Genomic DNA, 22,802 nt, shown 5'->3' with positions numbered 1-22,802 from the left:
AACAACAGCGCCGTACCTGCTCAAACTACACGAGGTACTGTCTTTCTCTCGTGGAACTTTAGCACAAGCGAATACTGATCGTTGACGGTGGAATGTCAATCGCCCTGCAGCGTCCTTGCGCCGGCATCCTCCGTCACCGGACGATCGTCAGCCGTTCCGCCGCGCGGGTGATTGCCGTATAGAGCCAGCGTTCGCGCGTGTCGCGAAAGGCAAAGCTCTCGTCGAAGAGCACGACATTGTTCCACTGCGAGCCCTGCGCCTTGTGCACCGTCAGCGCGTAGCCGTAGTCGAACTCGTCGTAACGCTTGCGGGTGGACCAGGGGATCTCGCCCTCGACATCCTCGAAAGCAGCCTTCAAGAGCTTGATCTTCGCCGCACCGCGATCCATGTCGTCGTCTTCCGGGCGGATCATCAGGTTGATGCCCGGCTTCACCGTTTCCTTCGACGAGCTCATCACCTGCCAGAGCGAGCCGTTTAGCAGCCCCTTGGCCGGATCGTTCCGAAGGCAGACCAGCTTGTCGCCGGATTGCGGATATTCGCTGGTGAAGCCTTTCAGCTCGCGAAGGCGCTGGTTGTAGCGCCGCCGAGTCCGGTTGGTGCCGACGAGCACCTGGTCGGCCTCCAGCACCAGTTCCTGCGTCACCTGCCCACGCCCGATCACCTGCGCGGTACCGTAGTCGCCATGCATGATCTCGCTGCCCTCGCGCACCTGCATGGCAAGCTGAATAATCGGATTGTCGCGCGCCTGGCGGTGGATATCGGTCAGCAGGTAATCCGGCTCCTGATTGGTGAAATAGCCGCCGCCAGAGACCGGCGGCAATTGTCCCGGATCGCCAAGAACGAGGATCGGCGTGCCGAAGCTCATCAGGTCCTTGCCGAGCGCCTCGTCGACCATCGAGCATTCGTCGACGATGATCAGTGCCGCCTTGGCCACCGGGCTCTGCCGGTTGATCGAGAACATCGGCGCGATCGAGGTTTTGCCGGTTTCCTCGTCCTCCACCTCCTCCTCACCACGCGGCCGGTAGATCAGCGAGTGGATGGTCTTGGCATTGCTCGCCCCCTTGGAACGCAGCACCTGTGCTGCCTTGCCGGTGAAGGCGGCAAACAGCACCTCGCCGTCCACGTGCTCGGCGAAATGGCGGGCGAGCGTGGTCTTGCCGGTTCCGGCATAGCCGAACAGCCGGAAGAGCGGCGAGCGCCCTTCCTTCAGCCAGCGCGAAACGGCCTGCAAGGCCTCATCCTGTTGCGGAGCGAACTGCATGGCCCGCAGTGTCAGGATTCGGGGGCAGTGTGCAAGTGGGATTTCTCAATCGCGGCCCTCGGCGGGGCGGCTTCGAGGAAAAGCAGCCATCCGGCTGTAGCATTTTTTTGCAGTGCACCTTGAACCCCGGTCGCGAATGCTTCTACCCTGCGCTGCATTCAGTGCGTGCAGAAGCATTGGCGCCTTGAAATCGCGCATATGCTTTTTCCGAAAATCGGTTTCCGACTTTCCGGTTATGCGCTACCAACCGTTGTACGTCCTGCGCCGCCATATCGTTCGCCCGCCGCGCACGCTGGAGAATACCGGAGAAGGCCCTTGAGACCGGAACACCCAGCAACGCCCTCCCCGCCGGAAAACGCAGGGATCGGCCGCTTGCGGCCGGCGTTGCAGTGGTGCGTGCTCGCGCCCCTCTCGCTCGTCTTCGCCGCGATCCTCGAGACGATCGGCCTTCCGGCCGGTCTGCTGATAGGCCCGATGCTCGCCGGCGCACTCGTCGGCATGAACGGTGGCACGATCCGCCTGCCGCATCAGCTCTACTTCTGCGTCCAGTTCATCCTGGCGATGATGATCGCCGGCTCGATGACGCCCGCTCTCCTGGTCGCATTTTCCGGGAACTGGCCGCTCTTCCTGGCCGTCGTTCTTGCCGTCATCGGTGTCAGCACGCTTTGCGGCTGGATCATGACGCGGATGCGCATCCTGCCTGGCACGACGGCGATCTGGGGCTCCTCGGCGGGCGCCGCTTCGACGATGCTGCTGATGGCGGATGCCTATGGTGCCGATGCAAGACTGGTCGCCTTCATGCAATACTTGCGCGTCGTCTTCGTCGCCAGCGCCGCCACGCTGGTCGCCCACCTGTGGGTCACCGGCGCCGAGGTCAGCGCCACGACAGACTGGTTCGCGCCGATCGCCGGCTTCCCCTTCCTGGCAACACTTGCCGTCGGCCTTGCCGGCGGCTTCCTTGGCAAGGTCCTGCGCCTGCCGGGTGGCATCTTCCTCGTGCCTTTCGCCGTCGGTACCGTTCTCAACATCACCGGCACGCTGACGACGGAGCTGCCGCGATGGCTGATTGCCCTGTGCTCCGTCATGCTCGGCTGGAACATCGGCCTCGGTTTCACCCGCGCGATCCTGGCACATGCCCGCCGGGCATTGGTGCCGACGGTCATTTCCATACTCATTTTGATGTCCTTTTCCGGATTGCTTGCGGCGCTTCTGATCGTCGCCGCGGGTATCGATCCGCTGACGGCCTATCTCGCCACCAGCCCGGGCGGCATCGATTCGATCGCTGTCATCGCCACGTCGAGCAATGTCGACGTGTCCTTCGTCATGGCGCTGCAGACAGTGCGGGTGCTGATCATCACCATGCTCGGCCCGGCTCTCGCCCGCTTCGTCGCCGACCGCGCCTAAGCAGGCATTGTCGCGCTCCCTTCCCGCACCGCCTCAACCATCACGGGCGCTTGGGAATAAATCCTGCATCCTCCGTGTCTTATCCGCGAACCTGCCAGAACGCGGTTCCGCTTCAGCTGGAGCGGGATAACCCCCGCGCCCCGCGAGAGAAACCTATTGAGGAAGGAAAGCCCCCATGAGAACGTTTCCATTAGCCATCGCCATTTGCTTAGCGGCGAGTTCTTCCGCCTTTGCTGCACCGCCGGTCAAGACGGTCGAATCGGAAAAGGGCAATGTGCTGGCCGCAGCAAACGGCATGACGCTTTACACCTACAAGGATGACGAAGGCGGTGTTTCCAGTTGCTATGACACCTGCGCGAAGAACTGGCCGCCCTTCATGGTCGAAGGAGATGCCATGGCAGAGGGTGCCTACACGATCGTCGAGCGCAAGGATGGCACCAAGCAGTGGGCGAAGGATGGCATGCCGCTCTATTTCTTCATCAAGGACAAGAAGATGGGTGATGTTACCGGCGACGGCGTGAAGGGCGAATGGGATGTCGCACGACCGTAACGGTCAAGAGGGGAGCGCGGGGACGGATCCTACCGCCCCCGACGCATTCGAGGAAGGGGTCCTCGCCCTGATGCCTGCGCTCCGCCGCTATTCGCGCAGCCTCACCCGGTCCGATCCGGACGGCGAAGACCTGCTGCAGGATTGCGTCGAGAAGGTTCTGGCGCGGCGCACGCAATGGCGCGGCGTGAATCTGCGCGCCTGGACTTTCACGATCATGACCAATCTTTACCGCAACCGGCACCGGCACAGGGCACAGCATCCGGAGGTAGAGCTCGATGACGAACTCGGCCTTGCCACCACGGAAGACAACGCCGACCCGCTGGAGAAGCTGCGCCTCGAACGCGCACTCGACAGGCTTTCGGCTGAAAACCGCTCGGTGCTGATGCTGGTGGTGATCGAGGGTTATCGCTACCAGGACGTGGCGGAGATAATGGCGATCCCGATCGGCACGGTGATGTCGCGCCTGTCGCGCGCCCGCCGCCAACTCGCCGAAGCGATGAAGGACGACAACGTGGTCGCCCTGCGGAGACCGAAATGACCGACGAATTCAACACTGTCTCCGAAGACGAGCTGCACGCCTATGTCGATGGCCACTTGAGCCAGCCGGAGCGAGAGCGCATCGAAGCATGGCTTGAAAGGCACCCGGGCCGCGCAGAGGAAGTGCGGCAGTGGCAGGCGCAGGCCGCGGCGCTGAAATCGCATTTCGCCAGCTACGCCCGCAGTGACGACGGCGACCGCACGCTCGTCGCCACGCGCGGGGCGGCATCCAAGGTCGCACCCACATCCTCCAGCGGAATGCTTAGACGCGTCGCTGCCGGTCTGCTAATCTTCGCCGCGGGCGCGCTCACCGGCCTCTATGCACCCGCGATCATGGCCCCCGACAGGCCGCTTCAGATCGCTGAAGAGCCCGACACGCTGCCCCGGCAGGCACAGTCGGCCTTCCTCATCTATGCGAGCGAGGTGCGCCACCCGGTCGAGGTGGGCGCCAACGAGCAGGGGCATCTCGCTACCTGGCTCGGCAAGCGGCTCGACCATGCGCTCAGGATTCCCGACCTTTCCGCGTTTGGCTTCTCGCTCGTCGGCGGCCGGCTCGTTCCGGTCAACAGCAAGGCAGGCGCCATGCTGATGTACGAGGACGGCACGGGCCAGCGGCTGACGGTCCTTCTCGGCCGCAACACCGACAACCGCGAGACGAGCTTCCGCATTGCGAGCCAAGGCGGCGTCGAAACCTTCTACTGGATCGACGGCGGGATCGGCTATGCCGTCACCGGCGAGGTGCCACGCGAACTTCTGCAGAAAGTCGCCGATGAATGCTATCGGCAGTTCGAGGGTTCGTCAGCGTCGTGAATCGACGGGGGCGGGCCTGCCGAGAAATTCATGGTCGAGCAAGCCCATCATCACGTCGTCGTGCCACGTTCCGTTGACAAAGGCGGCCTCGCGCTCTCTTCCCTCCACGACAAAACCCGACTTTTCATAGGCCCGGATCGCCCGCTCGTTGTAGCTGAGCACACGTATTCCAATTCGATGAAGCCTCATCGGACCAAAGGCGTGCTTCAGAAGAAGATCGATCGCCTCGCTGCCAAACCCACGCCCAAGCAAAGCTCGGTTGTAGAGTCCGATTGCCATAGAGGCGCGCCGGTCATGCTGGTCGACGCGGTCCAGCCTGATCTCACCGGCGCACGTCCCCTGAATTTCAATGACCCAGGCGTGCGGGTGCTCACCCAAGTTCCGCACCCAGGCTGCAGCTCTTTCTCTCGTTATCGGCCGCACGTCTTCTCTGCTGACACCGAACATTTCGGCGATGTCCGGATCGCTCCCCAAAAGAAAGCGAGCCTCGATATCCGCTTCACAAGGGGGCCGGAGCCTGACGTTCGGTCCTTCGAGAATGGGTGCTCGCACGCGCCGCCATCGCAGCGGATCGTTCTCAATGACGATCGGCTTGCCATGTGGCGTGGCTTCGGCAGCGCGCTGCCAACTTCGCGTAAGTGCGTCGAGTTCTCGTCCGGAAGCGATGGAGAGCTCCGTTACCAGACGGGAAAGCGCGGCCACCCAGCAATCGTAATAGTCGCTGGCATCAGCCCTGCGGCCGGGCTTATAGAGCTCGGTCGAGAGCGCTTCCGCCCACTCGCTCCAGGAAAACACGCCCTGCTCGTGCAGCCGCACTGTCATCGCGAAAACGGTGGCCTGCCAGGGCTCGGCAAAGACGGGGTCGCCCTCGGCGGACTTCGGCAGTTCAGCCGAGGCGAGCAGAGGGGAATGAGGAAAAGCCGACACCGGCTTTCGCCCCTTATCCCCTTCGGACAATTGCGAAACGGTCTTACGCTCGCTCAAGATAGCCCTCCCAGGCATCGATCGAGATCGTCAGCGTCGGGTCCGCCCCCTCGCCCCAGATCTCGCCGCCGTCGAACACGACCGTATAGACCCATTGCGGGTTCTCGCCCTTGCCGTGAGCGTTGTCGTCGGGGAAGACGAAGCTGCCCTGCACTGCCTCCACCACGCCCGTCTTGGCGCGAGCATAGCGCGGCAGACGCGTGTGGGTTTCGGGATTGAAATTTTTGGTGCGCACCCTCTCGCCGACGACGAAACGCGGCGGCGTTGCGACCGGCCTGTCGCACGGGCCGCCTTTGGCGAGCACGCCCGCCACCATCTCGGCCGTCAGCACCCGCTTCGGTTCGGCCCCCTTCTCCAGCATATGACCGGCATCGAGCTCGTCCTGCGTCAGGAAGCCGTGGCGCTTGAGCAAGATCTCCAGCGCGCGGGTCCAGATCTCGTAGTAGCTCGCCGAAAGATAGATCGCCGGCGGCAGGCTTTCGCGCGCATGCCGGCTCTCGTCGATCGTCCAGGCGCCGAAAGCACCGCAGGAGAGTGTTAGGCCTAGCGCCCGTTTCTCCCATTCCGCATGGAAATAGGGCTCGTTCGTTTCGGGCGTGACCGGCCCAAGGCCGTGCTGGCCGCCAAGGTCGTGCGGACCGTTCATCGCGCGGCCTCCGGCGAAAGCGCCAAGCCGGTGCCGATCATCGAGTCCCGCGTCACCAGGTTGGCCAGTTGCTCCTCGCTGAAGCCCTCGGTGCCGTCCGGCCGTTCGGGCACGACGAGATAGCGCAGTTCCGCCGTCGAATCCCAGACGCGAATTTTCTTCTCCGCCGAGAGTTCGAGCCCGAATTCGGCAAGGACGCCGCGCGGATCGATGACCGCGCGCGAGCGATAAGGCGGCGCCTTGTACCAGACAGGCGGCAGCCCCAGGACCGCCCAGGGATAGCAGGAGCATAGCGTGCAGACGACGAGATTGTGCGTGTCGGGCGTGTTGAACACGGCGCGCATGTGCTCTCCCTGCCGGCCGGTAAAGCCGAGGCTCGCGATCGCCGCCGTCGCATCGTGTTTCAACCATTCGGCAAACTCCAGATCGCTCCAGGCCTTGGCAACGACGCGCGCACCGTTTCTCGGCCCCACCTTCGTCTCGTAGGTCTCGACGATCGCATCGATCGCGGCCGGGTCGATCAGCCCCTTTTCCGTCAGCACCGTTTCCAGCGCCTTCACCCTCGCTTCCATGTCGGTGAAATGGTTGTCGTGATGGTGATGATCGTGGTCGTGGCCATGATGACGCTCTGACATTCCGCCGCTCCTCTGCCGGAAACGCCGTTCGTTCTAATACATTAGCGCAAGAACCGGAATCGGTTTCTGAGCGCGCCTGAGGATTTCGCAATGACGGGAGCGGTTGTATCCAGTCGGCTGTCACGCGGCGTGGTTTCAGCTAACTTCGTGCCATGAACATCCTGATTCTCGGCGCGACCGGCTTCATCGGCTCCGCCACCGCCAGAAAACTCGTTGACGACGGCCACCGGGTCACCGGGCTCGGCCGCGACCCCTCGCGTGCCGCGTTGAAGATGCCTGCGCTTCGCTGGGTCAGGGCCGACCTTGCCGGCATGACGCAGAGCGACGACTGGCACGGTCCGCTTGAGGGCCAGGACGTGGTCGTCAATTGTGCCGGCGCCCTGCAGGACGGCCTTTCAGACGACCTCGTCGCCACCCAGGAGAAGGCGATGCTGGCGCTCTACGAGTCCGCGCACAACAGCGGACTGCGGCTTCTCGTGCAGATATCGGCAGAAACCGAGAGCGCCGCCAGCGACCTCGCCTTTCTGGCGACCAAGCGCAGAGCGGACGCGGCGCTTGCTTCGAGCGGGCTCTCCTTTGTCATCCTGCGTCCGGCGCTGGTCATCGGCCGCAACGCCCATGGCGGCTCCGCGCTGCTGAGAGCCCTTGCCGCCCTTCCCTTTGCAATCCCGCTCACCCATGCCGAAAGTGCGGTCGCAACGGTCGCGCTCGATGATGTCGCAAACGCCGTCAGCGCGGCTGTCAACGGCGACCTGCCGGCCGGCTCTGATCTTGCACTCGGCAACGATGAAAACCTGACGTTGAAGGATCTCGTACTCATTCATCGCCGCTGGCTCGGCCTCCCGCCCGCTCCGGCAATTGCCCTGCCGCCCACCTTGGCGCGGCCGGTTACCTGGCTCGCGGATATGGCAGGAATGATCGGCTGGCGGTCGCCGCTCCGCTCCACCGCGATGACTGTCATGTCCGGTGGCATCCCCAGCAGGCCGTCACCGGATTTCACGCCGCGCCTATTGTCCGCCGCCGAGACACTCGCCGCCGCTCCTTCGGGCGTCCAGGATCTCTGGTTCGCCCGGCTCTACCTGTTGAAGCCGCTGATCGTCGTAACCCTTTCGCTTTTCTGGCTCATCTCCGGCCTCGTGCCGTTCTTCGCCTTCGATGCGGCAAGCACTCATTTCGCGGCCTTCCTGCCGGGGCCGCTTGCAAGAGCGGCGACCATCGCCACCTGTCTTGCGGATATCGCGCTCGGGCTCGCGGTTCTCGTGCGGCCCTGGGCAAGGCGGGCGCTCCTCGGCATGCTTTTGCTGACGCTTGCGTATCTGCTTGCAGCAACGCTTGCAGAACCCGCACTCTGGCTTGATCCGCTCGGTCCGCTTGTCAAGGTTCTGCCTTCGATCCTGCTGACGCTCGTCGCGCTTGCCATTCTGGACGAACGCTGATGTCCTTCGAAGACCTCCTTCGCCTCCTTCATGTGCTGGGCGCCGCCGTACTCTTCGGCACCGGCGCCGGCATCGCCTTCTTCATGGTCATGGCCCAACGCAGCCGCGATCCGCACATCATCGCCCATGTCGCGGGCATCGTCGTCATCGCCGATACGGTCTTCACCGCGACCGCGGTCCTGCTGCAACCGCTGACCGGCTACGGGCTGGCGCGCGCGATCGGCTGGCCGCTTACCGAGGGCTGGATCGTGCTGTCGCTGGCACTTTATGTCTTCGCCGGCCTGTTCTGGCTGCCGGTCGTGTGGATCCAGATCCGGTTGCGGGACCTTGCGAAGCAGGCTTTGGCGGAGAAAACGCCCCTGCCGCCCGCTTTCGACAAGCTCTATCGCATCTGGTTCATCTTCGGCTTTCCGGCCTTCGCCGCCGTCATCGCCATCTTCTGGCTGATGCTGACGAAGCCCGACATCACCCTATTTTAGCATCGGCCAGAGGCTGACGACGAGCAACACGGCCATCGTGATGTTGAACCATTTGAGTCGTGACGGCTCGGAGAGCCACTGCCGCAGTGCCGAGCCAAAGCCAGCCCAGGTCGATACGCTCGGCACATTGACGAGCGCGAAGACGAGGCCGACGAAGAGCACGCTCAAGAGATAGCTGTCGCCGCTCGTGTAGGTGGCCATCGCCGAAACCGCCATGACCCAGGCCTTCGGGTTGACCCACTGGAAGGCGGCCGCCTGCAGGAAGGTCATCGGCCGAGCGCTCGCTTTGCCCTCGCCAAGCGATCGCGACGAGCCGATCTTCCAGGCAATCCAGACGAGATAGGCGCCGCCGGCAAATTTCAGGGTGGTGTAGATGAGCGGCACCGAGTGGAGCAGCGCACCGAGTCCGAGGCCGACTGCCAGCAAAAGCACGAAGAAGCCGACGCCGATGCCGAGCATGTGCGGAATGGTGCGCGCGAAGCCGAAATTCACACCCGAGGCGAACAGCATCATGTTGTTCGGTCCCGGCGTGATCGACGTCGTGAAGGCAAACAGGAACAGCGCGAGCAGCGTATCCAGTTGCATGCATTTCCTCCAGCAGCGCGGCGCCGCCGTGGCGACGCGTCCCATTTACAGCGCCGTGCGTCTTTTCAGACGCACAAAGGTCGCTGTAACGCTTTGAATTGCTGATTTATCGTGGCAATCCGCCAGAACCGGAATCGGTTCCCGGTAACTTAGGCCAGCCTACCTGCCGGAAATGCAAAGACCAGCCAATTCTTGTCACAGTTACAAAACGGGATTTGATGGGCGTCTTCGGGCAGGTGATCCGGCGTTCGCTGTCGCCTTGGCAGCCTCCCCCAGCGCTGCGCGTCCAATGCGGCGCCACAGTACACCTAGCGTACCGCTGCCTCGTCGGCTGGGGTACAGCAAGGCATCTCATCCTGATTCCTGTGCTTGTCACAGGGATCCAGTCAGCCCAAGTCCTTGGGCTGAAAAGCCTCTTCCGCGCCGCCGACTTGGGCCGCTGCTGGAGCCCTGTGACAAGCACAGGGATAACGGCGAAAAAAGCCTCCGCCGGCACAATTACGCCGCTGCCGTGTACTGTGCTGGGACGCGCAAAGTCGCCGTAGCACTTTGAGTTGCTACATGATTTTGTCTTAAATCGATTCCGATTTAAGGAATGTAGCAACGCCTGGAAATTGGCCGCGCACGCGACATGGAACGCTCACATGGCACAAAACATCTACGACAAACCCGAATTTTTCGCGGGCTACACCCAGCTTCCGCGATCCGTGCACGGGCTCGATGGCGCCCCCGAATGGCCGGCGATCCGAGCCATGTTGCCGGACCTCAGGGGCTTACGTGTGGTCGATCTCGGCTGCGGCTTCGGCTGGTTTGCCCGTTGGGCGCGCCAGAACAGTGCCGGCCATGTGCTCGGACTGGATCTTTCCGAGAACATGATCGCGCGGGCGAGGAAGGATACGGATGACGCGGCGATCGATTATCGGGTTGCAGATCTCGATCATCTCGTGCTGCCCGAAGCAAGCTTCGACTTCGCCTATAGCTCGCTCGTCTTCCACTATATCGAGGATTTCGATCGGCTGGTGCGCACGGTCCACGCGAGCCTTGTGCCCGGCGCGCATTTCGTCTTCACGATCGAGCATCCGATCTATATGGCGCCGAGCAAGCCGGGCTGGGCGAGCGATGCGGACGGCCGCAGGATCTGGCCGCTCGATCGTTATTCGGACGAGGGGAAACGTACCACCGATTGGCTGGCCAGGGGCGTCGTCAAGTATCACCGCACGATCGGCACCACCTTGAACACGCTTGTCGCGGCCGGCTTCTCGATACGCCATGTCGAGGAGTGGAGCCCGGCACCCGAGCAAATTGCCGCCAATCCCGATCTCGCGGAAGAGATCGACCGCCCGATGATGCTTCTGGTTGCCGCACAGCGTTAGGCAACGAGCATCCAGAAGCGGATAACTATTTCTGCTTTTGCGCCTTTCGCTTCACTTTCGGCGCAGGGGCAGGATTTGCCGCTTCGTCCGCGGCTTCCTTTTCCAGCCGCAGTTGCCGGAGGCGGGCCGTCTTCTTCTCACGGGCGACCTTCTCCTGCTCCATAATGGCGCGTGAAGCGAGCGTCGCCTGGTCGGCGCGGTCGGATGGACTTTTCTTGCCCTGCTTGAACACGCTGTTGGCCTGACTTTCCTTCATCAGTTTACTCCTTACTTACGGCAATAAAAAAGGCCGGGCGAACCCGACCTTCCCTCATCGTCTCGACCTGCCAGTGCCAGTACATCCGTGGTCAAAGGCAGGGAGATGATAATCTCGTCCAATGCGATCATGAAGCACAATCGCGTGCGCAAACTCAAAGGGCGCGCAGGTTTTCCGCCGACGTCTTGCCAGTGCGGCGATCCTGGGTGAGTTCGAAGCTCACCTTCTGGCCGTCCTTAAGAGTAGACAGGCCGGCGCGCTCAACGGCCGAGATATGCACGAACACGTCAGAGGCACCATCATCCGGCTGGATGAACCCGAAGCCCTTGGTGCTATTGAACCACTTTACTGTTCCAGAAGCCACGTTGGCATCCTTTCAATCGCTCATATAAGAACAACACCGCGTTTCCGCGATGTATTAAAACCGATTTTGTCAGGATCTTCGTGACGATACGCCGAGGCGCAGAAACAAATACCGTCGATCAATATCGATTTCATTTATGTAGGTCAGAATTGTGTCCCTTGCAAGGCGCCATTTATTTTTATTTCTCGACGAGTTAGCGGCACCGCGCCGCTATTGTGATCCTCCCGCGACGGGCGAATGCAGCGGTACGAACGCAGACGTGCTCCCGCGATGATAGCCACGTTTGTCATTATGGACTTTCTTGCATCGGATCTTAATCTTGGCGTGTCGAGCTAACATCAGGACGAATTCCGATGCACGATCCGATCCCGACCATCACCTTTCCTGACGGCCGCACAGTTCCAGTCCTTGGCCAAGGCACCTGGCGCATGGGCGAGAACCGCGCAAGGGCGGCGGAGGATATCCGCAGCCTGCAGGCCGGGCTCGACCTTGGCATGACGCTGATCGACACGGCAGAAATGTACGGCGACGGCGGCGCCGAGCGCATCGTCGGCGAGGCGATCAAAGGCCGGCGCGACGAAGTCTTTCTCGTCAGCAAGGTACTGCCCTCCAATGCCAGCCGTTCCGGCACCATTGCCGCCTGTGAACGCAGCCTCAAATGTCTCGGTACCGACCGGATCGATCTCTATCTTCTGCATTGGCGCGGCGGATACCCGCTCGCCGAAACCGTCGCCGCCTTCGAGACGCTGAAGGCGGCCGGCAAGATCGCCGCCTGGGGCGTTTCGAACTTCGATCTCGATGATATGGAGGAACTGGAAAGCGTGCCGGACGGCCGGAATGTCGCGGCCAACCAGGTGCTCTACAACCTCGCCCGCCGCGGCATCGAATACGATCTCCTGCCCTGGTGCCGCGACCGCGGCGTGCCGGTCATGGCGTATTCGCCGCTCGACGAGGGCCGGCTGCTTCACAACGCCGACCTGATCCACATCGCCAAGGCGCATCAGGCGACACCGGCGCAAGTGGCGCTCGCCTTCCTCAGGAGCCGCCCGGGCGTCATCTCGATCCCGAAGACAGGCTCGGCCGAACGCGCCCGCGAAAACCGCGACGCGATGGATATTCACTTCACGGCGGAAGAGCTCGCCGAGCTCGACCGGCTCTTCCCTCCGCCAAGGAGGAAGACGCGGCTGGAGGTTATTTGATCTCGGGCGGCCTACGGCCGTTACAGTATTCGGGCAGAGAATGGAACGATGGGAATGGAATGATGGGGCAAGCTCTACCCCCCTCTGGCCTGCCGGCCATCTCCCCCACAAGGGGGAGATCGACCCGCGGCAAGTCCATCGCCCCAACCAAAAGACGTGGCGCCACCTGCAGGCCTCCCCTGATAGATGCCGGGCGCGCCACATGTGATCTCCCCCCTTGTGGGGGAGATGGCCGGCAGTTCAGAGGGGGGTGGTAAGCATCCGCACTGAGGGCATCCTGTTAGAGGGCGCTCACATCCCTTGGGGACCGCGGTTCATCGCGGCGATGCCGGTGCGGCAGACCTCGATCAGGCCGAGCGGCTTCATGATGGCGATGAACTGCTCGATCTTCGACGGCTTGCCGGTGATCTCGAAGACGAAGTGCTCGATATTGGCGTCGATGACCGAGGCCCGGAAAGCATCCGCGAGCCGCAGCGCCTCCACGCGGTGCTCACCCGACCCATGCACCTTGACGAGCGCCAGCTCCCGCTCGATCGGCCGATCGTGGCCGAGGGCGGCGGCGCGAACCGTGAGGTCGACGACGCGATGCACGGGCACCAGCCGTTCGAGCTGGTGCTTGATCTGCTCGAGCACATGCGGCGTGCCGCGCGTAACGATGGTGATGCGCGACAGATGCGCCTCGTGTTCGGTCTCGGAAACCGTCAGGCTCTCGATGTTGTAGCCGCGGCCGGAGAAAAGGCCGATGACACGGGCGAGCACGCCCGGCTCGTTGTCGACCAGAACTGAGAGCGTATGCGTTTCCGCAAGCTCCGTCTCCTTGGCGATGAAATAGGCAGAGCCCGTGGGCTGAAGATGTGCACTCATTTTATTCTTTCCTACCTTTTCATCAGACGAGCTGGCGGCCCTTGGCGTCGATCGCATTGGCGACCGCCTCGTCCGTCGCCTCGTCGGGCAACAGCATTTCGTTGTGCGCCTTGCCCGAGGGGATCATCGGGAAGCAGTTGGCAAGGTTGGCGACGCGGCAATCGAAGATGACCGGCTGCGGCGTGTCGATCATCTGGCGGATCGCATCGTCCAGTTCGCCGGGCTTTTCGCAGCGGATGCCGACGCCGCCATAGGCTTCGGCGAGCTTGACGAAGTCCGGCATCGCTTCCGTGTAGGAGTGCGACAAGCGGTTGCCGTGAAGCAGCTGCTGCCACTGCCGGACCATGCCCATGTACTGGTTGTTGAGGATGAAGATCTTGACCGGCAGCCCGTACTGGACCGCGCAGGACATCTCCTGGATGCACATCTGGATCGAGGCGTCGCCGGCGATGTCGATGACGAGGCTGTCCGGATGCGCGACCTGGACGCCGATGGCGGCCGGGAAGCCGTAGCCCATGGTGCCGAGGCCGCCCGAAGTCATCCAGCGGTTCGGCTGCTCGAAGCCGAAGAACTGCGCCGCCCACATCTGGTGCTGGCCGACTTCGGTGGTGATGTAGGTGTCGCGGTGCTTGGTCAGCTCGTAAAGCCGCTGGATCGCATATTGCGGCATGATGACGTCGTCGCTCGGCTTATAGGCCAGCGAATTGCGCGCCCGCCACTTGGCGATGTTGGTCCACCAGTCCTCGAGCCGCGTTTTGTCTACGGTCTTCGCCGCGGCGCGCCACAGGCGGACCATGTCCTCGAGTACCGTCGCGACATCGCCGAGGATCGGAATATCGACGCGGACGTTCTTGTTGATCGAGGACGGGTCGATGTCGATGTGGATCTTCTTCGAGTTCGGTGAAAACGCGTTGAGGCGGCCGGTGATACGGTCGTCGAAACGGGCGCCGATGCAGATCATCACGTCGCAGTCGTGCATGGCCATGTTGGCTTCGTAGGTGCCGTGCATGCCGAGCATGCCGAGCCAGTTCTTGCCGGAGGCCGGGTAGGCGCCGAGGCCCATCAGCGTCGAGGTGATCGGGAAGCTGGTGAGTTCCACCAGCTCGCGCAGGAAATGCGAGGCCTGCGGGCCGGAATTGATGACGCCGCCGCCGGAATAGATGATCGGCCGGCGCGCCGTCTTCATCAACTCGACCGCTTCCTCGATCTTCTTCAGATCGCCCTGCGTCTTCGGCTGGTAGCTCTTCTGGGTCGGGACGGCCGAAGGCGGCGTATAGGTGCCGGTCGCGAACTGGATGTCCTTCGGAACATCGACGACGACCGGGCCGGGACGGCCGGACTGCGCGACGCGGAAGGCCTCGTGGATGATGCGGGCGAGATCGTTGACATCCTTGACCAGCCAGTTGTGCTTGGTGCAGGGCCGGGTGATGCCGACAGTGTCGCATTCCTGGAAGGCATCCGACCCGATCAGCGGGGTCGGAACCTGGCCGGAGATGCAGACGAGCGGGATCGAATCCATCAGCGCGTCCTGGAGCGGCGTGACCGCGTTGGTCGCGCCTGGGCCTGAGGTGACGAGCATGACGCCGACCTTGCCGGTGGAGCGGGCATAGCCCTCGGCCATGTGACCGGCGCCCTGCTCGTGGCGGACAAGAATGTGCTCGATCTCTTCCTGCTGGAAGATCTCGTCATAGATCGGAAGCACGGCACCGCCGGGATAGCCGAAGATATGCTTGACGCCATTGTCCTTCAGTGCCTGGAGAACGATCTCCGCGCCCGTCATCTGGTTTTCTGTTCCGCTCATTGGCCTGCTTCCGTCCCTTTTCAAGGTTTGGGTGTGATTAGCTTTTCTCAGGGCATAAAAAAAGGCCCCTTCAGGAGCCTCGTTCAGCGCATGGGTGGCTACTGCCGGATGGTTACACCATCCTGCCCATGCGCCGTCCCACCACAAGAATAACCGCGAAATTTTTCATGGGGCGATTTGATAAACAGAAAAATCCTGCCCGTCAACGCCTTTTCCGGCTGCGCGCAAGAGGCGAAGAAAAAGCGGCACATTTCGATAAGAGCGCGAAACCACTTATTAAATCCCCTCCGCTAATCTATCGAGCTATTCGTCGCGAGAGGTGCTGAATTGCTCGATAGTGATCTTCATTCCTCGGTCGGTGCCGGAGAGGATCGCCGTGACACCCTTAAACCCGGTAATCGTTTCCTCGGTCGTGTCGTTGGCTGCACGGGCTCGCGCGCAACAATCGCCGCGATTGCCGAAAGTGGCGAAACCTCGCTGACCGAGCTCTGGTCGGTCGGTCGTCTGATTTCCATTTCCGTCGGCGCCAACCGCGTCGTGGCGCTCGTCTACGCCATGCAGACTGTCGCCAGCGAATGGGGCGAACAGACAAACAACACCTTCCGCATCGAGGTCGAGCTGATGGGCGAGGTCCACACCGACCCGGACGGTCGCGAATCGTTCTCGACCGGCATCAGCCAATATCCCTACCTCGGCGCGATCGCCCATCGCATCCGCGCTACCGACCTTGCCCGCATCTACGAGTCGACCCAGACGGACAGTTGCGTCATCGGTAAGCTGACCCAGGACGAGAGCCTCGACGCCACGATCCATGTGCCGTCGATGCTCGCCAAGCACTTTGCCATTGTCGGAACGACGGGCGTCGGCAAGTCGACCGCCGTCACGCTGCTTCTCCACAAGGCGATTGCCGCCGACCCGAAGCTGCGTGTGCTGATCCTCGACCCGCACAACGAGTTCGCCGCCGCCTTCCCGGAGCATGCGGTCGTCATCGACACGGATACGCTCGACCTCCCCTTTTGGCTCTTCCGGCTGGAAGAATTCGCTGAAGTCATTTTCCGCGGCCGCCCGCCCGTGCCGGAAGAACTCGACATCCTGCGCGATGTCATTCCGGACGCGAAAAAGGCGTTCAAGGGCGGCGAGTCCGGACTGGTGCGCCGGCAGAATGAAAAGAGTTCGATCACCGCCGATACGCCGGTGCCCTATCGCATCGCCGATCTTCTGGCGATGATCGACGAGCGCATCGGCCGGCTGGAGGGCCGCACGGACAAACCACACCTGCGCTCGCTCAAGATCAAGATCGTCTCCGCGATCAACGATCCGCGCTACCACTTCATGTTCTCGTCGAACACGATCACCGACACGATCCAGGACACGATCGCCAAGATCTTCCGCATCCCCGGCGAAGGCAGGCCGATCGCCACTTTCGAACTCGCAGGCATCCCTTCGGAAGTCGTCAATTCGGTCGCCTCGGTGCTCTGCCGCATGGCCTTCGAAATCGGGCTCTGGAGCGACGGCGGCATCCACATGCTGGTTGTCTGCGAAGAGGCGCACCGCTACGTACCGGCCGATGCCTCGCTCGGCTTCCTGCCGACCCGTCAGGCGATCGCGCGCATCGCCAAGGAAGGCCGCAAATACGGCGTTTCGCTCGGCATCATCACGCAGCGCCCGGGTGAACTCGACCCCACGATCCTGTCGCAATGCTCCACCGTCTTCGCCATGCGTCTTGCCAACGATCGCGACCAGGAGATCATCCGCTCGGCGATCTCGAATTCGTCGATCTCCACCACCAGCTTCATCTCCTCGATCGGCAACGGCGAGGCCATCGCCTTCGGTGAGGCGGTCGCTGTGCCGATGCGCATGCGCTTCACCCGCGTCGAGGACCGGCACCTTCCGCGTGCCCACGGCATCACCGACAAGGCGGACGAGGACGCTCCGCCGAGCGTCGACCTGCGTTCGATCGTGAGCCGGATGCGGGCGATCTCCGGGCCGGACATTTCAAACTTCCAGCAGAGCTATCTGGCAGCGCAAAGCACCAAGGCGTCGACCTTTGAGGACGATGAGCCCATTGAGGAAGTCGCCCACGGCGCCGACCTGCCATCCGAGGCCGACGCCTGGCAGGAGCCGGCGTTCGAGCCTTACCGGCCGGACATGCTTCCGCGCCCGGAGCCGGTCAACCCGCAGCTCGAGCGCTTCAACCAGATCCGCGAGCAGATCCTCTCCGGTCACGCTGAACGGGACGGCAGTCCGAGACCCCATGCCCCGGATCCGCGCCTCGCGCAGCCGACAACCGAGCCCCGCCGGGAGGGCTCGTCGCTGCGCGAAAGCCTGCTCAAACGCCCGCTCGGCAGCCTCATCCGCAAATAGGGTCGCACGTCCGCGCCGTGATCGACTCCTCTTCGGCAAATCGCGCTTCGCGCTTGCAATCGTGAGTTGACATTCCTGTCACGCGGACGAATCCTTCCTGTTGCAATATCAAGGCGATCGAACTTCAAGGAATGCATCGACTGGACAACAGATAGCGGCGGCAATCCCGGGAGGAGCAGATGTCCGTTTTGTCGACCATGCCTCCGCGCAAGCTCCGCATCTTCGCCTTCGACCCAAGCATGGGGCGGCGACACGAAACGCTGCCGCTCAACGAAGTGATCGTTTCGATCCCCTGGGAGATGGACAAGCTCGATCCCGGCGTCCCATTCGTCGGTCCCGTTGGCGAATATGTCGAGGTCATCGACTTCGATCCGTCGCTCGATCTCATCTATAGGCCCGTCAACCTGCACGATCCGAGCCTGCTTGCCGACAATGGCCTCAGACCTGCGGAATGGAACCCGCAATTCCACCAGCAAATGACCTATGCCGTGGCGATGAACACCATCGTCAATTTCGAAAGCGCGCTCGGCCGTGTCGCGCTCTGGGCACCGCGCGACCGCGACGAGAAAGGCCAGTGGATCAATCCGCAATATGTCCAGCGCCTGCGCATCTATCCGCATGCGCTGCGTGACGCCAATGCCTATTACAGCCCCGAGAAAAAGGCCTTGCTCTTCGGCTATTTTGCGGCCGGCGAAGGTCAATCGGCAGCGCCTGCCGGCACCATCATATTCACGTGTCTTTCCCACGACATCATCGCCCATGAAACATCGCACGCGCTGCTCGACGGCATGCATCCCCGCTTCAGCGAGGCGACCAATCCGGACGTGCTCGCGCTGCACGAGGCTTTCGCGGACATCGTCGCGATCTTCCAGCATTTCTCCTATCCGGACGTATTGAAGGACCAGATCGCCCGCACGCGCGGCGACCTTGAAAGCCAGAACCTCCTCGGCCAGCTCGCCCAGGAATTCGGCCAGGTTCTCGGCCGCGGGACGGCGCTGCGCGACGCGCTCGGCGGCTGGAAGGACGGCGTCTGGCGGGCGCACGAGCCCAATCCGAAGCTTCTGCGCGAGACGGAGGAAGTGCATGACCGCGGCGCCATTCTGGTGGCCGCCGTGTTCCGCGCGTTTCTATCGATCTATCGCGCGCGCATATCCGACCTGCTGCGCATCGCGTCAAGCGGTACGGGCATTCTGCCGGCAGGGGCGCTGCATCCCGACCTTGTCAACCGGCTGGCGAAGGAAGCGTCGAAATCCGCCCGGCACATCCTGCAGATGTGCATCCGCGCGCTCGACTACTGCCCGCCCGTCGACGTCACCTTCGGCGACTACCTCCGCGCGATCATGACCGCCGACCGCGATCTCTACCCCGAGGACGAGCACAATTATCGCGTCGCGGTGATGGAGGCATTCCTCGCCTGGGGCGTCGTTCCGCGCGACATGCCGATCGTCTCCGTCCAGACGCTGCTCTGGCCGGCGATGGGCGAAGCAGCCGCCGATTACAAAGCCGCCTTTCCCAGCCTGAGCGATCTCAAAGGTGATATTGCCTATCTGCTTTCGCGCCCGCTTGAAATGATCGACGAACTCAAGACCCGCAGCGACTTTCACGACAGCGAGGGCCAGAAATTCCTGGACGGCCTGGACCGCACCGCACAGGAAATCTACGACGAGTTGAACAAGGTGATGGGCAACCGCCTCCCGCAGACTGCCAAGAGGTCGAGATCGTCGCTCCGGGAAATCCTCGGACGCAATCTCCTTGAGCTCGGCCTCGAGGCCGACCGGAAGGTCGAATGGCTCGCGCGCGACCTCTACGGGCGGTTGTTCTGGGGGCTCATCACCGAGGCCAAGAATGCGCCGCTTCGCGATATCATCCGCATCCGGACGGATGCCGACGCACCGGCGACAGTCCGGCGCAGCAAGATCGTTACCGGTCCGGCCATCGAAGTGCACAGCGTTCGCATGGCCGCACGCCGCGGCAACCGCGACCAGATCGAGCGCGAATATGTCGTCGAACTGACGCAAACCCGCCACGGTTACCTCGATCCCAAGAAGCAGGAGGCGGCGGACAAGGGCAAGCCGCCAAGGGGACCCTTCGATTTCTATTTTCGCCGTGGCTGCACCCTGCTCATCGATGGGGAGACCTTCGAGATCCGAAGGGTCATCCGCACACCCGGCGACATTTGCGACGACACGGAGCTCGAAAGAATGCGCGCATACCTGACCAGGCAGGCGCGGAGCCGGGAAAATGCCTTCACCGCCGGCGCGAGCAAGCCCGTTCGACCGGAGATTTTCGCCCATCTTCACCGGCAGGGAAGCTAGGAGGGAGCCTATGCCCAGGATGCAGGCACCCGAGTCCGGCGTCACGGTACGCATGTACCGACAGGGCCACGGCGATTGTTTTCTTCTGGCGATGCGCAAGACGGACGGCAGCGCTTGCTACGTGCTGATCGACTGCGGCCTGTGGACGAACTCCGAGATCAAACCCGAGCAGACGATCGACAAGGTGATCGCCGACATCGCCGAAGCGACCGGCAACCGATTAGACGTCGTGCTGGTGACCCATGAGCACATGGATCATGTCAACGGCTTTGCGGCGAAGGACCCCGCGACGAGAAAACCATGCTTCGACCCGATCGAGATCGGCGCGCTCTGGCTGGCATGGACTGAGGACGGCGAGGATCCGTTTGCCAACAGCCTGCGCGAGCGCTTCCACGACACGCTGCTCGCGCTGATGGGCGCCGACGAGCGGCTCGAGCGTGCGGGCTTCGGCGTCCATTCGCCGAACCGCACGATGCTGCGCGATCTCCTCTCCTTCGAGACGGGAGAAGATGCCGCCGACGAGCTTCGCGAACGGCTGAAAGAGATCAGGCGGCGCCACCCGGCACTCTCTGCTCGAAGGCAGGGCGCGCTTGCCATCGAAGGGATCACCAACAAGCGCGCCATCAAATATCTGCGCGGACGTATCGCCGGCGATCCTGTTTTCCTGCGGCCCGACCACGATCCCTATCGACTGCCGGGCGTCGAGGGCGTGCGAGTCTACGCGCTCGGACCGCCGCGCGATGTCGAGCTGCTGCTTTCGCTGGAGCCGCAGGGCGAGGAGGAATTCAGGCTGTCGACCGACGGGGCGACGTTGAGCCTGCTCGCCGCCACGCTCGACGGCGGCCCGGAAAACGCCAGCCGCAGCTTCGACCCGCGCTTCGGCATTTCGCGCAAGGACGTCGAACGGGGCCATGACGCATTTCTGAAGGCCTTTTTTGCCGACCACTATGGCGTCAAGGGCAAACGGGGTTCCGCCGAGGCGTGGCGGCAGATCGACAACGACTGGCTTGAGAGCGCGGAAACGCTGGCCTTGAGGCTGAATGACGAGGTGAACAACACGAGCCTCGTCATCGCGATCGAACTCCCCGGAACCGGCAAGGTGCTGCTCTTCACCGGCGACGCCCAGCGCGGAAACTGGATCTCCTGGGCGCCGCTCAGATGGACCATCGATGGCAGGCTCATCACGGCCCGTGATCTTCTCAGCCGCACGGTCCTTTACAAGGTCGGTCATCACGGCAGCCACAACGCCACGCTCGACGGCAGCGTGGGGGCGGACTATGCCAACCTTTCCTGGCTGGCAAGCAACGCCGTCCAGGACGAATTCGTGGCGATGATCCCGGCCAATACACCCTGGGCGGCGCACAAGGACAGGCCGTGGGAGCACCCGCTCCGCTTCATCGAGGAGAGGCTCATGCAAAAGGCCCGCGGTCGCGTCTTCCGCAGCGATGTCGACCATGTTGCAAAACCCGATGACATCAGCGCAGACGAGTGGCAAAAATTCAAGTGGATCGAGACCGACCTCTTCTTTGAATACACCGTCGCCGACAGCCCGGCGTAGGCAGTGGTGGGAGACCCTTCATGGTCAATCGCGTCAGACCCTTTCTGATGTTCCAGGGCGAAGCCGAAGCGGCGATGAACCTCTATCTGTCGCTGTTCTCCGGCGCGAAGATCATCAGCATCGATCGCTATGGGCCGGGCGAGGCTGGCGCCGAGGGCTCCGTCATGCAGGCGCAACTGTCGATCGCCGGCGAAACTATCCTCTGCATCGACAGTCCGGTGAAACATGAATTCGACTTCAGACCCGCCTTCTCGCTGTTCGTCGACTGCGACAGCGAAAGCGAACTCGAACACCTTGCCTCGGCGCTTGCGGAGGGTGGCGCGGTCCTGATGCCGCTCGCCAACTACGGCTTCAGCCGACAATTCGCCTGGGTCTGCGACCGATACGGCGTCTCCTGGCAGTTGAACCTGCGATAGGCGGCGGCGCTTGGATCCTTGCGCCTGCTCGAGCGTTGGGGTGGAGGCCGCAGGAACCAACGGAGGAGCCCATGGACGACGCTCACGCTTGGGAGACGGAACAAAGGCTTTGGCTCGAAGGCCCGGACACTTATCGGAAGCTGCTCGATAAGCAATGCATCATGGCGTTTCCTGCTCCGGTAGGCCTCATGCAGGGACCCTCGATCATCGACAGCCTGGAGGGCGCGCCGCGATGGGATCGCGTGGTCATGACCGATAGAACAATCGGCCGCCCGGCACATGGCTGCTTGGTTCTCGCGTATCGCGCCGAAGGTCATCGCGCGGATAGGAAGCCCTACGCCGCTTACTGCACCTCGACCTATTGCGATACCGGGGTGGGCTGGAAACTTGTGCAGCACCAGCAGGCGGCGATTGGCTGAACGGCTGGCACTGCCGGCACGTCATAGGAACCGCGCGGCACGGGCGTGCGTTTTCATTCAAACTGTTCGAAAAAATTCAGGACCGGAATCATGGAAGAGATCCTCCGCCGCTTCTTCGCGCGATACGAAACCATGGCCAATCGCGTGCTTGCCGACGAAATGGACGTCGGCGAGACGACCTTCGCTTTCGCCTCGGAATTCATCGCCGCCTCGCCTGCGGGCGTGCTTGCCGGCAAGAACGACGACAGCCTGAAGGTTTCGATGGCGAGGGGCTATGCCCGGTATCGCGCGATCGGCACCAAGGAGTTGAAGATCCGCAAGACCACGATCACGCCGATCGATAACCAGCATTTTCTCGTCAGGGTCGACTGGCGCTCCACCTACGACGTTGAGGACAGCCCGGACGTCACCATCGATTTCGAGGTCCACTATCTGGTCCAGGTACGCAACGACGAGCCGAAGATCTTCGGTTGGATCAGCGGCGATGAGGAAGCCGTGCTGAAGGAACACGGCATTGGCTGAGGTTCCGTTGCCCGCCTCCACCGC

General features: G+C 62.6%; 23 protein-coding genes and 1 pseudogene. 14 read left to right on the top strand and 10 right to left on the bottom strand.

All coding sequences use genetic code 11. The features are described 5' to 3' along the window. Positions 1-133: 133 nt before the first annotated feature. Entirely contained in the window at positions 134-1,261 is a 1,128-nt protein-coding gene (locus tag PZN02_RS13035) for an ATP-dependent DNA helicase (protein WP_153436479.1), read from the bottom strand. Positions 1,262-1,576: 315 nt separating this feature from the next. On the opposite strand from PZN02_RS13035, the gene PZN02_RS13030 reads away from it, so the two are divergent. The 4 genes from PZN02_RS13030 to PZN02_RS13015 all read left to right on the top strand — a co-directional run bounded on the left by PZN02_RS13030 (position 1,577) and on the right by PZN02_RS13015 (position 4,562). Continuing rightward, the gene (locus PZN02_RS13030; RefSeq protein ID WP_280658401.1) at positions 1,577-2,665 is read left to right on the top strand and encodes an AbrB family transcriptional regulator; all 1,089 of its coding nucleotides are present in this window, start codon (positions 1,577-1,579) and stop codon (positions 2,663-2,665) included. Between the two features lie 175 nt (positions 2,666-2,840). Then, complete coding sequence (locus PZN02_RS13025; protein WP_280658400.1) at positions 2,841-3,215, top strand: COG4315 family predicted lipoprotein; 375 nt, start codon at positions 2,841-2,843, stop codon at positions 3,213-3,215. Further along, a complete protein-coding gene (locus PZN02_RS13020; protein ID WP_280658399.1) occupies positions 3,199-3,753 on the top strand; it encodes an RNA polymerase sigma factor in 555 nt (184 codons plus the stop codon). Before PZN02_RS13025 ends, PZN02_RS13020 begins: the two co-directional genes overlap by 17 nt. Further along, positions 3,750-4,562, top strand: a complete 813-nt coding sequence (locus tag PZN02_RS13015; RefSeq protein WP_280658398.1) for an anti-sigma factor family protein — start codon at positions 3,750-3,752, stop codon at positions 4,560-4,562. Before PZN02_RS13020 ends, PZN02_RS13015 begins: the two co-directional genes overlap by 4 nt. Here PZN02_RS13015 and PZN02_RS13010 read toward each other — a convergent pair. The 4 genes and pseudogenes from PZN02_RS13010 to nthA all read right to left on the bottom strand — a co-directional run bounded on the left by PZN02_RS13010 (position 4,551) and on the right by nthA (position 6,827). Then, entirely contained in the window at positions 4,551-5,144 is a 594-nt protein-coding gene (locus tag PZN02_RS13010) for a GNAT family N-acetyltransferase (protein ID WP_342394718.1), read from the bottom strand. The genes PZN02_RS13015 and PZN02_RS13010 overlap by 12 nt on opposite strands. After that, positions 5,124-5,489 (bottom strand): annotated as a pseudogene (locus tag PZN02_RS13005) (nitrile hydratase accessory protein); the annotation flags it as partial. The pseudogene PZN02_RS13005 and the gene PZN02_RS13010, both read right to left, overlap by 21 nt. Before the next feature lie 43 nt (positions 5,490-5,532). Further along, positions 5,533-6,192, bottom strand: a complete 660-nt coding sequence (gene nthB, locus PZN02_RS13000; protein WP_280658397.1) for a nitrile hydratase subunit beta — start codon at positions 6,190-6,192, stop codon at positions 5,533-5,535. Then, a complete protein-coding gene (gene nthA, locus PZN02_RS12995; RefSeq protein WP_280658396.1) occupies positions 6,189-6,827 on the bottom strand; it encodes a nitrile hydratase subunit alpha in 639 nt (212 codons plus the stop codon). The genes nthB and nthA overlap by 4 nt, the downstream gene beginning before the upstream one ends. A 152-nt stretch (positions 6,828-6,979) precedes the next feature. On the opposite strand from nthA, the gene PZN02_RS12990 reads away from it, so the two are divergent. Together PZN02_RS12990 and PZN02_RS12985 are read left to right on the top strand one after the other, a co-directional pair. After that, positions 6,980-8,263, top strand: coding sequence for an SDR family oxidoreductase (locus PZN02_RS12990; RefSeq protein ID WP_280658395.1), 1,284 nt, complete (start codon positions 6,980-6,982; stop codon positions 8,261-8,263). After that, positions 8,263-8,742, top strand: coding sequence for a DUF2269 family protein (locus tag PZN02_RS12985; RefSeq protein WP_280658394.1), 480 nt, complete (start codon positions 8,263-8,265; stop codon positions 8,740-8,742). Before PZN02_RS12990 ends, PZN02_RS12985 begins: the two co-directional genes overlap by 1 nt. On the opposite strand, the gene PZN02_RS12980 is transcribed toward PZN02_RS12985, so the two are convergent. After that, positions 8,734-9,327, bottom strand: coding sequence for a LysE family translocator (locus tag PZN02_RS12980; protein WP_280658393.1), 594 nt, complete (start codon positions 9,325-9,327; stop codon positions 8,734-8,736). The genes PZN02_RS12985 and PZN02_RS12980 overlap by 9 nt on opposite strands. Positions 9,328-9,971: 644 nt before the next feature. On the opposite strand from PZN02_RS12980, the gene PZN02_RS12975 reads away from it, so the two are divergent. Then, entirely contained in the window at positions 9,972-10,700 is a 729-nt protein-coding gene (locus PZN02_RS12975) for a class I SAM-dependent methyltransferase (protein WP_280658392.1), read from the top strand. 25 nt (positions 10,701-10,725) lie between these two features. Here PZN02_RS12975 and PZN02_RS12970 read toward each other — a convergent pair whose 3' ends face one another. Continuing rightward, complete coding sequence (locus PZN02_RS12970) at positions 10,726-10,956, bottom strand: hypothetical protein (RefSeq protein ID WP_280658391.1); 231 nt, start codon at positions 10,954-10,956, stop codon at positions 10,726-10,728. Positions 10,957-11,110: 154 nt separating this feature from the next. Next, positions 11,111-11,320: a cold-shock protein gene (locus PZN02_RS12965; protein WP_280658390.1), complete on the bottom strand. Its 210-nt coding sequence runs from the start codon at positions 11,318-11,320 to the stop codon at positions 11,111-11,113. 353 nt (positions 11,321-11,673) lie between these two features. Here PZN02_RS12965 and PZN02_RS12960 point away from each other — a divergent pair, with 353 nt between their 5' ends. Then, positions 11,674-12,519, top strand: coding sequence for an aldo/keto reductase (locus PZN02_RS12960; RefSeq protein WP_280658389.1), 846 nt, complete (start codon positions 11,674-11,676; stop codon positions 12,517-12,519). Between the two features lie 291 nt (positions 12,520-12,810). Here PZN02_RS12960 and ilvN read toward each other — a convergent pair whose 3' ends face one another. Continuing rightward, positions 12,811-13,383 carry an acetolactate synthase small subunit gene (gene ilvN / locus PZN02_RS12955; protein ID WP_280658388.1) on the bottom strand — a complete coding sequence of 191 codons (573 nt, stop codon included), beginning with the start codon at positions 13,381-13,383 and terminating at the stop codon, positions 12,811-12,813. A gap of 22 nt (positions 13,384-13,405) precedes the next feature. Then, positions 13,406-15,184, bottom strand: coding sequence for an acetolactate synthase 3 large subunit (locus tag PZN02_RS12950; protein WP_280658387.1), 1,779 nt, complete (start codon positions 15,182-15,184; stop codon positions 13,406-13,408). Between the two features lie 327 nt (positions 15,185-15,511). Between PZN02_RS12950 and PZN02_RS12945 the strand changes: the two genes are divergently transcribed. The 6 genes from PZN02_RS12945 to PZN02_RS12920 all read left to right on the top strand — a co-directional run bounded on the left by PZN02_RS12945 (position 15,512) and on the right by PZN02_RS12920 (position 22,778). Beyond that, complete coding sequence (locus PZN02_RS12945; RefSeq protein ID WP_280658386.1) at positions 15,512-17,548, top strand: ATP-binding protein; 2,037 nt, start codon at positions 15,512-15,514, stop codon at positions 17,546-17,548. Between the two features lie 179 nt (positions 17,549-17,727). Then, positions 17,728-19,863, top strand: a complete 2,136-nt coding sequence (locus tag PZN02_RS12940) for a gluzincin family metallopeptidase (protein ID WP_280658385.1) — start codon at positions 17,728-17,730, stop codon at positions 19,861-19,863. A gap of 10 nt (positions 19,864-19,873) precedes the next feature. Continuing rightward, positions 19,874-21,421 (top strand): MBL fold metallo-hydrolase, encoded by a 1,548-nt coding sequence (locus PZN02_RS12935; protein WP_280658384.1) that lies wholly within the window; start codon positions 19,874-19,876, stop codon positions 21,419-21,421. Positions 21,422-21,441: 20 nt separating this feature from the next. After that, the gene (locus PZN02_RS12930) at positions 21,442-21,837 is read left to right on the top strand and encodes a VOC family protein (protein ID WP_280658383.1); all 396 of its coding nucleotides are present in this window, start codon (positions 21,442-21,444) and stop codon (positions 21,835-21,837) included. 71 nt (positions 21,838-21,908) lie between these two features. Further along, positions 21,909-22,256, top strand: a complete 348-nt coding sequence (locus tag PZN02_RS12925) for a hypothetical protein (protein WP_280658382.1) — start codon at positions 21,909-21,911, stop codon at positions 22,254-22,256. A gap of 90 nt (positions 22,257-22,346) precedes the next feature. Then, entirely contained in the window at positions 22,347-22,778 is a 432-nt protein-coding gene (locus PZN02_RS12920) for a nuclear transport factor 2 family protein (RefSeq protein WP_280658381.1), read from the top strand. Positions 22,779-22,802: the final 24 nt, after the last annotated feature.

The sequence above is a fragment of the Sinorhizobium garamanticum genome, from assembly GCF_029892065.1.
Lineage (GTDB): Bacteria > Pseudomonadota > Alphaproteobacteria > Rhizobiales > Rhizobiaceae > Sinorhizobium > Sinorhizobium garamanticum.
Note: the sequence above shows the minus strand (reverse complement) of the source record. Positions and strands in the feature narration are given on the sequence as shown.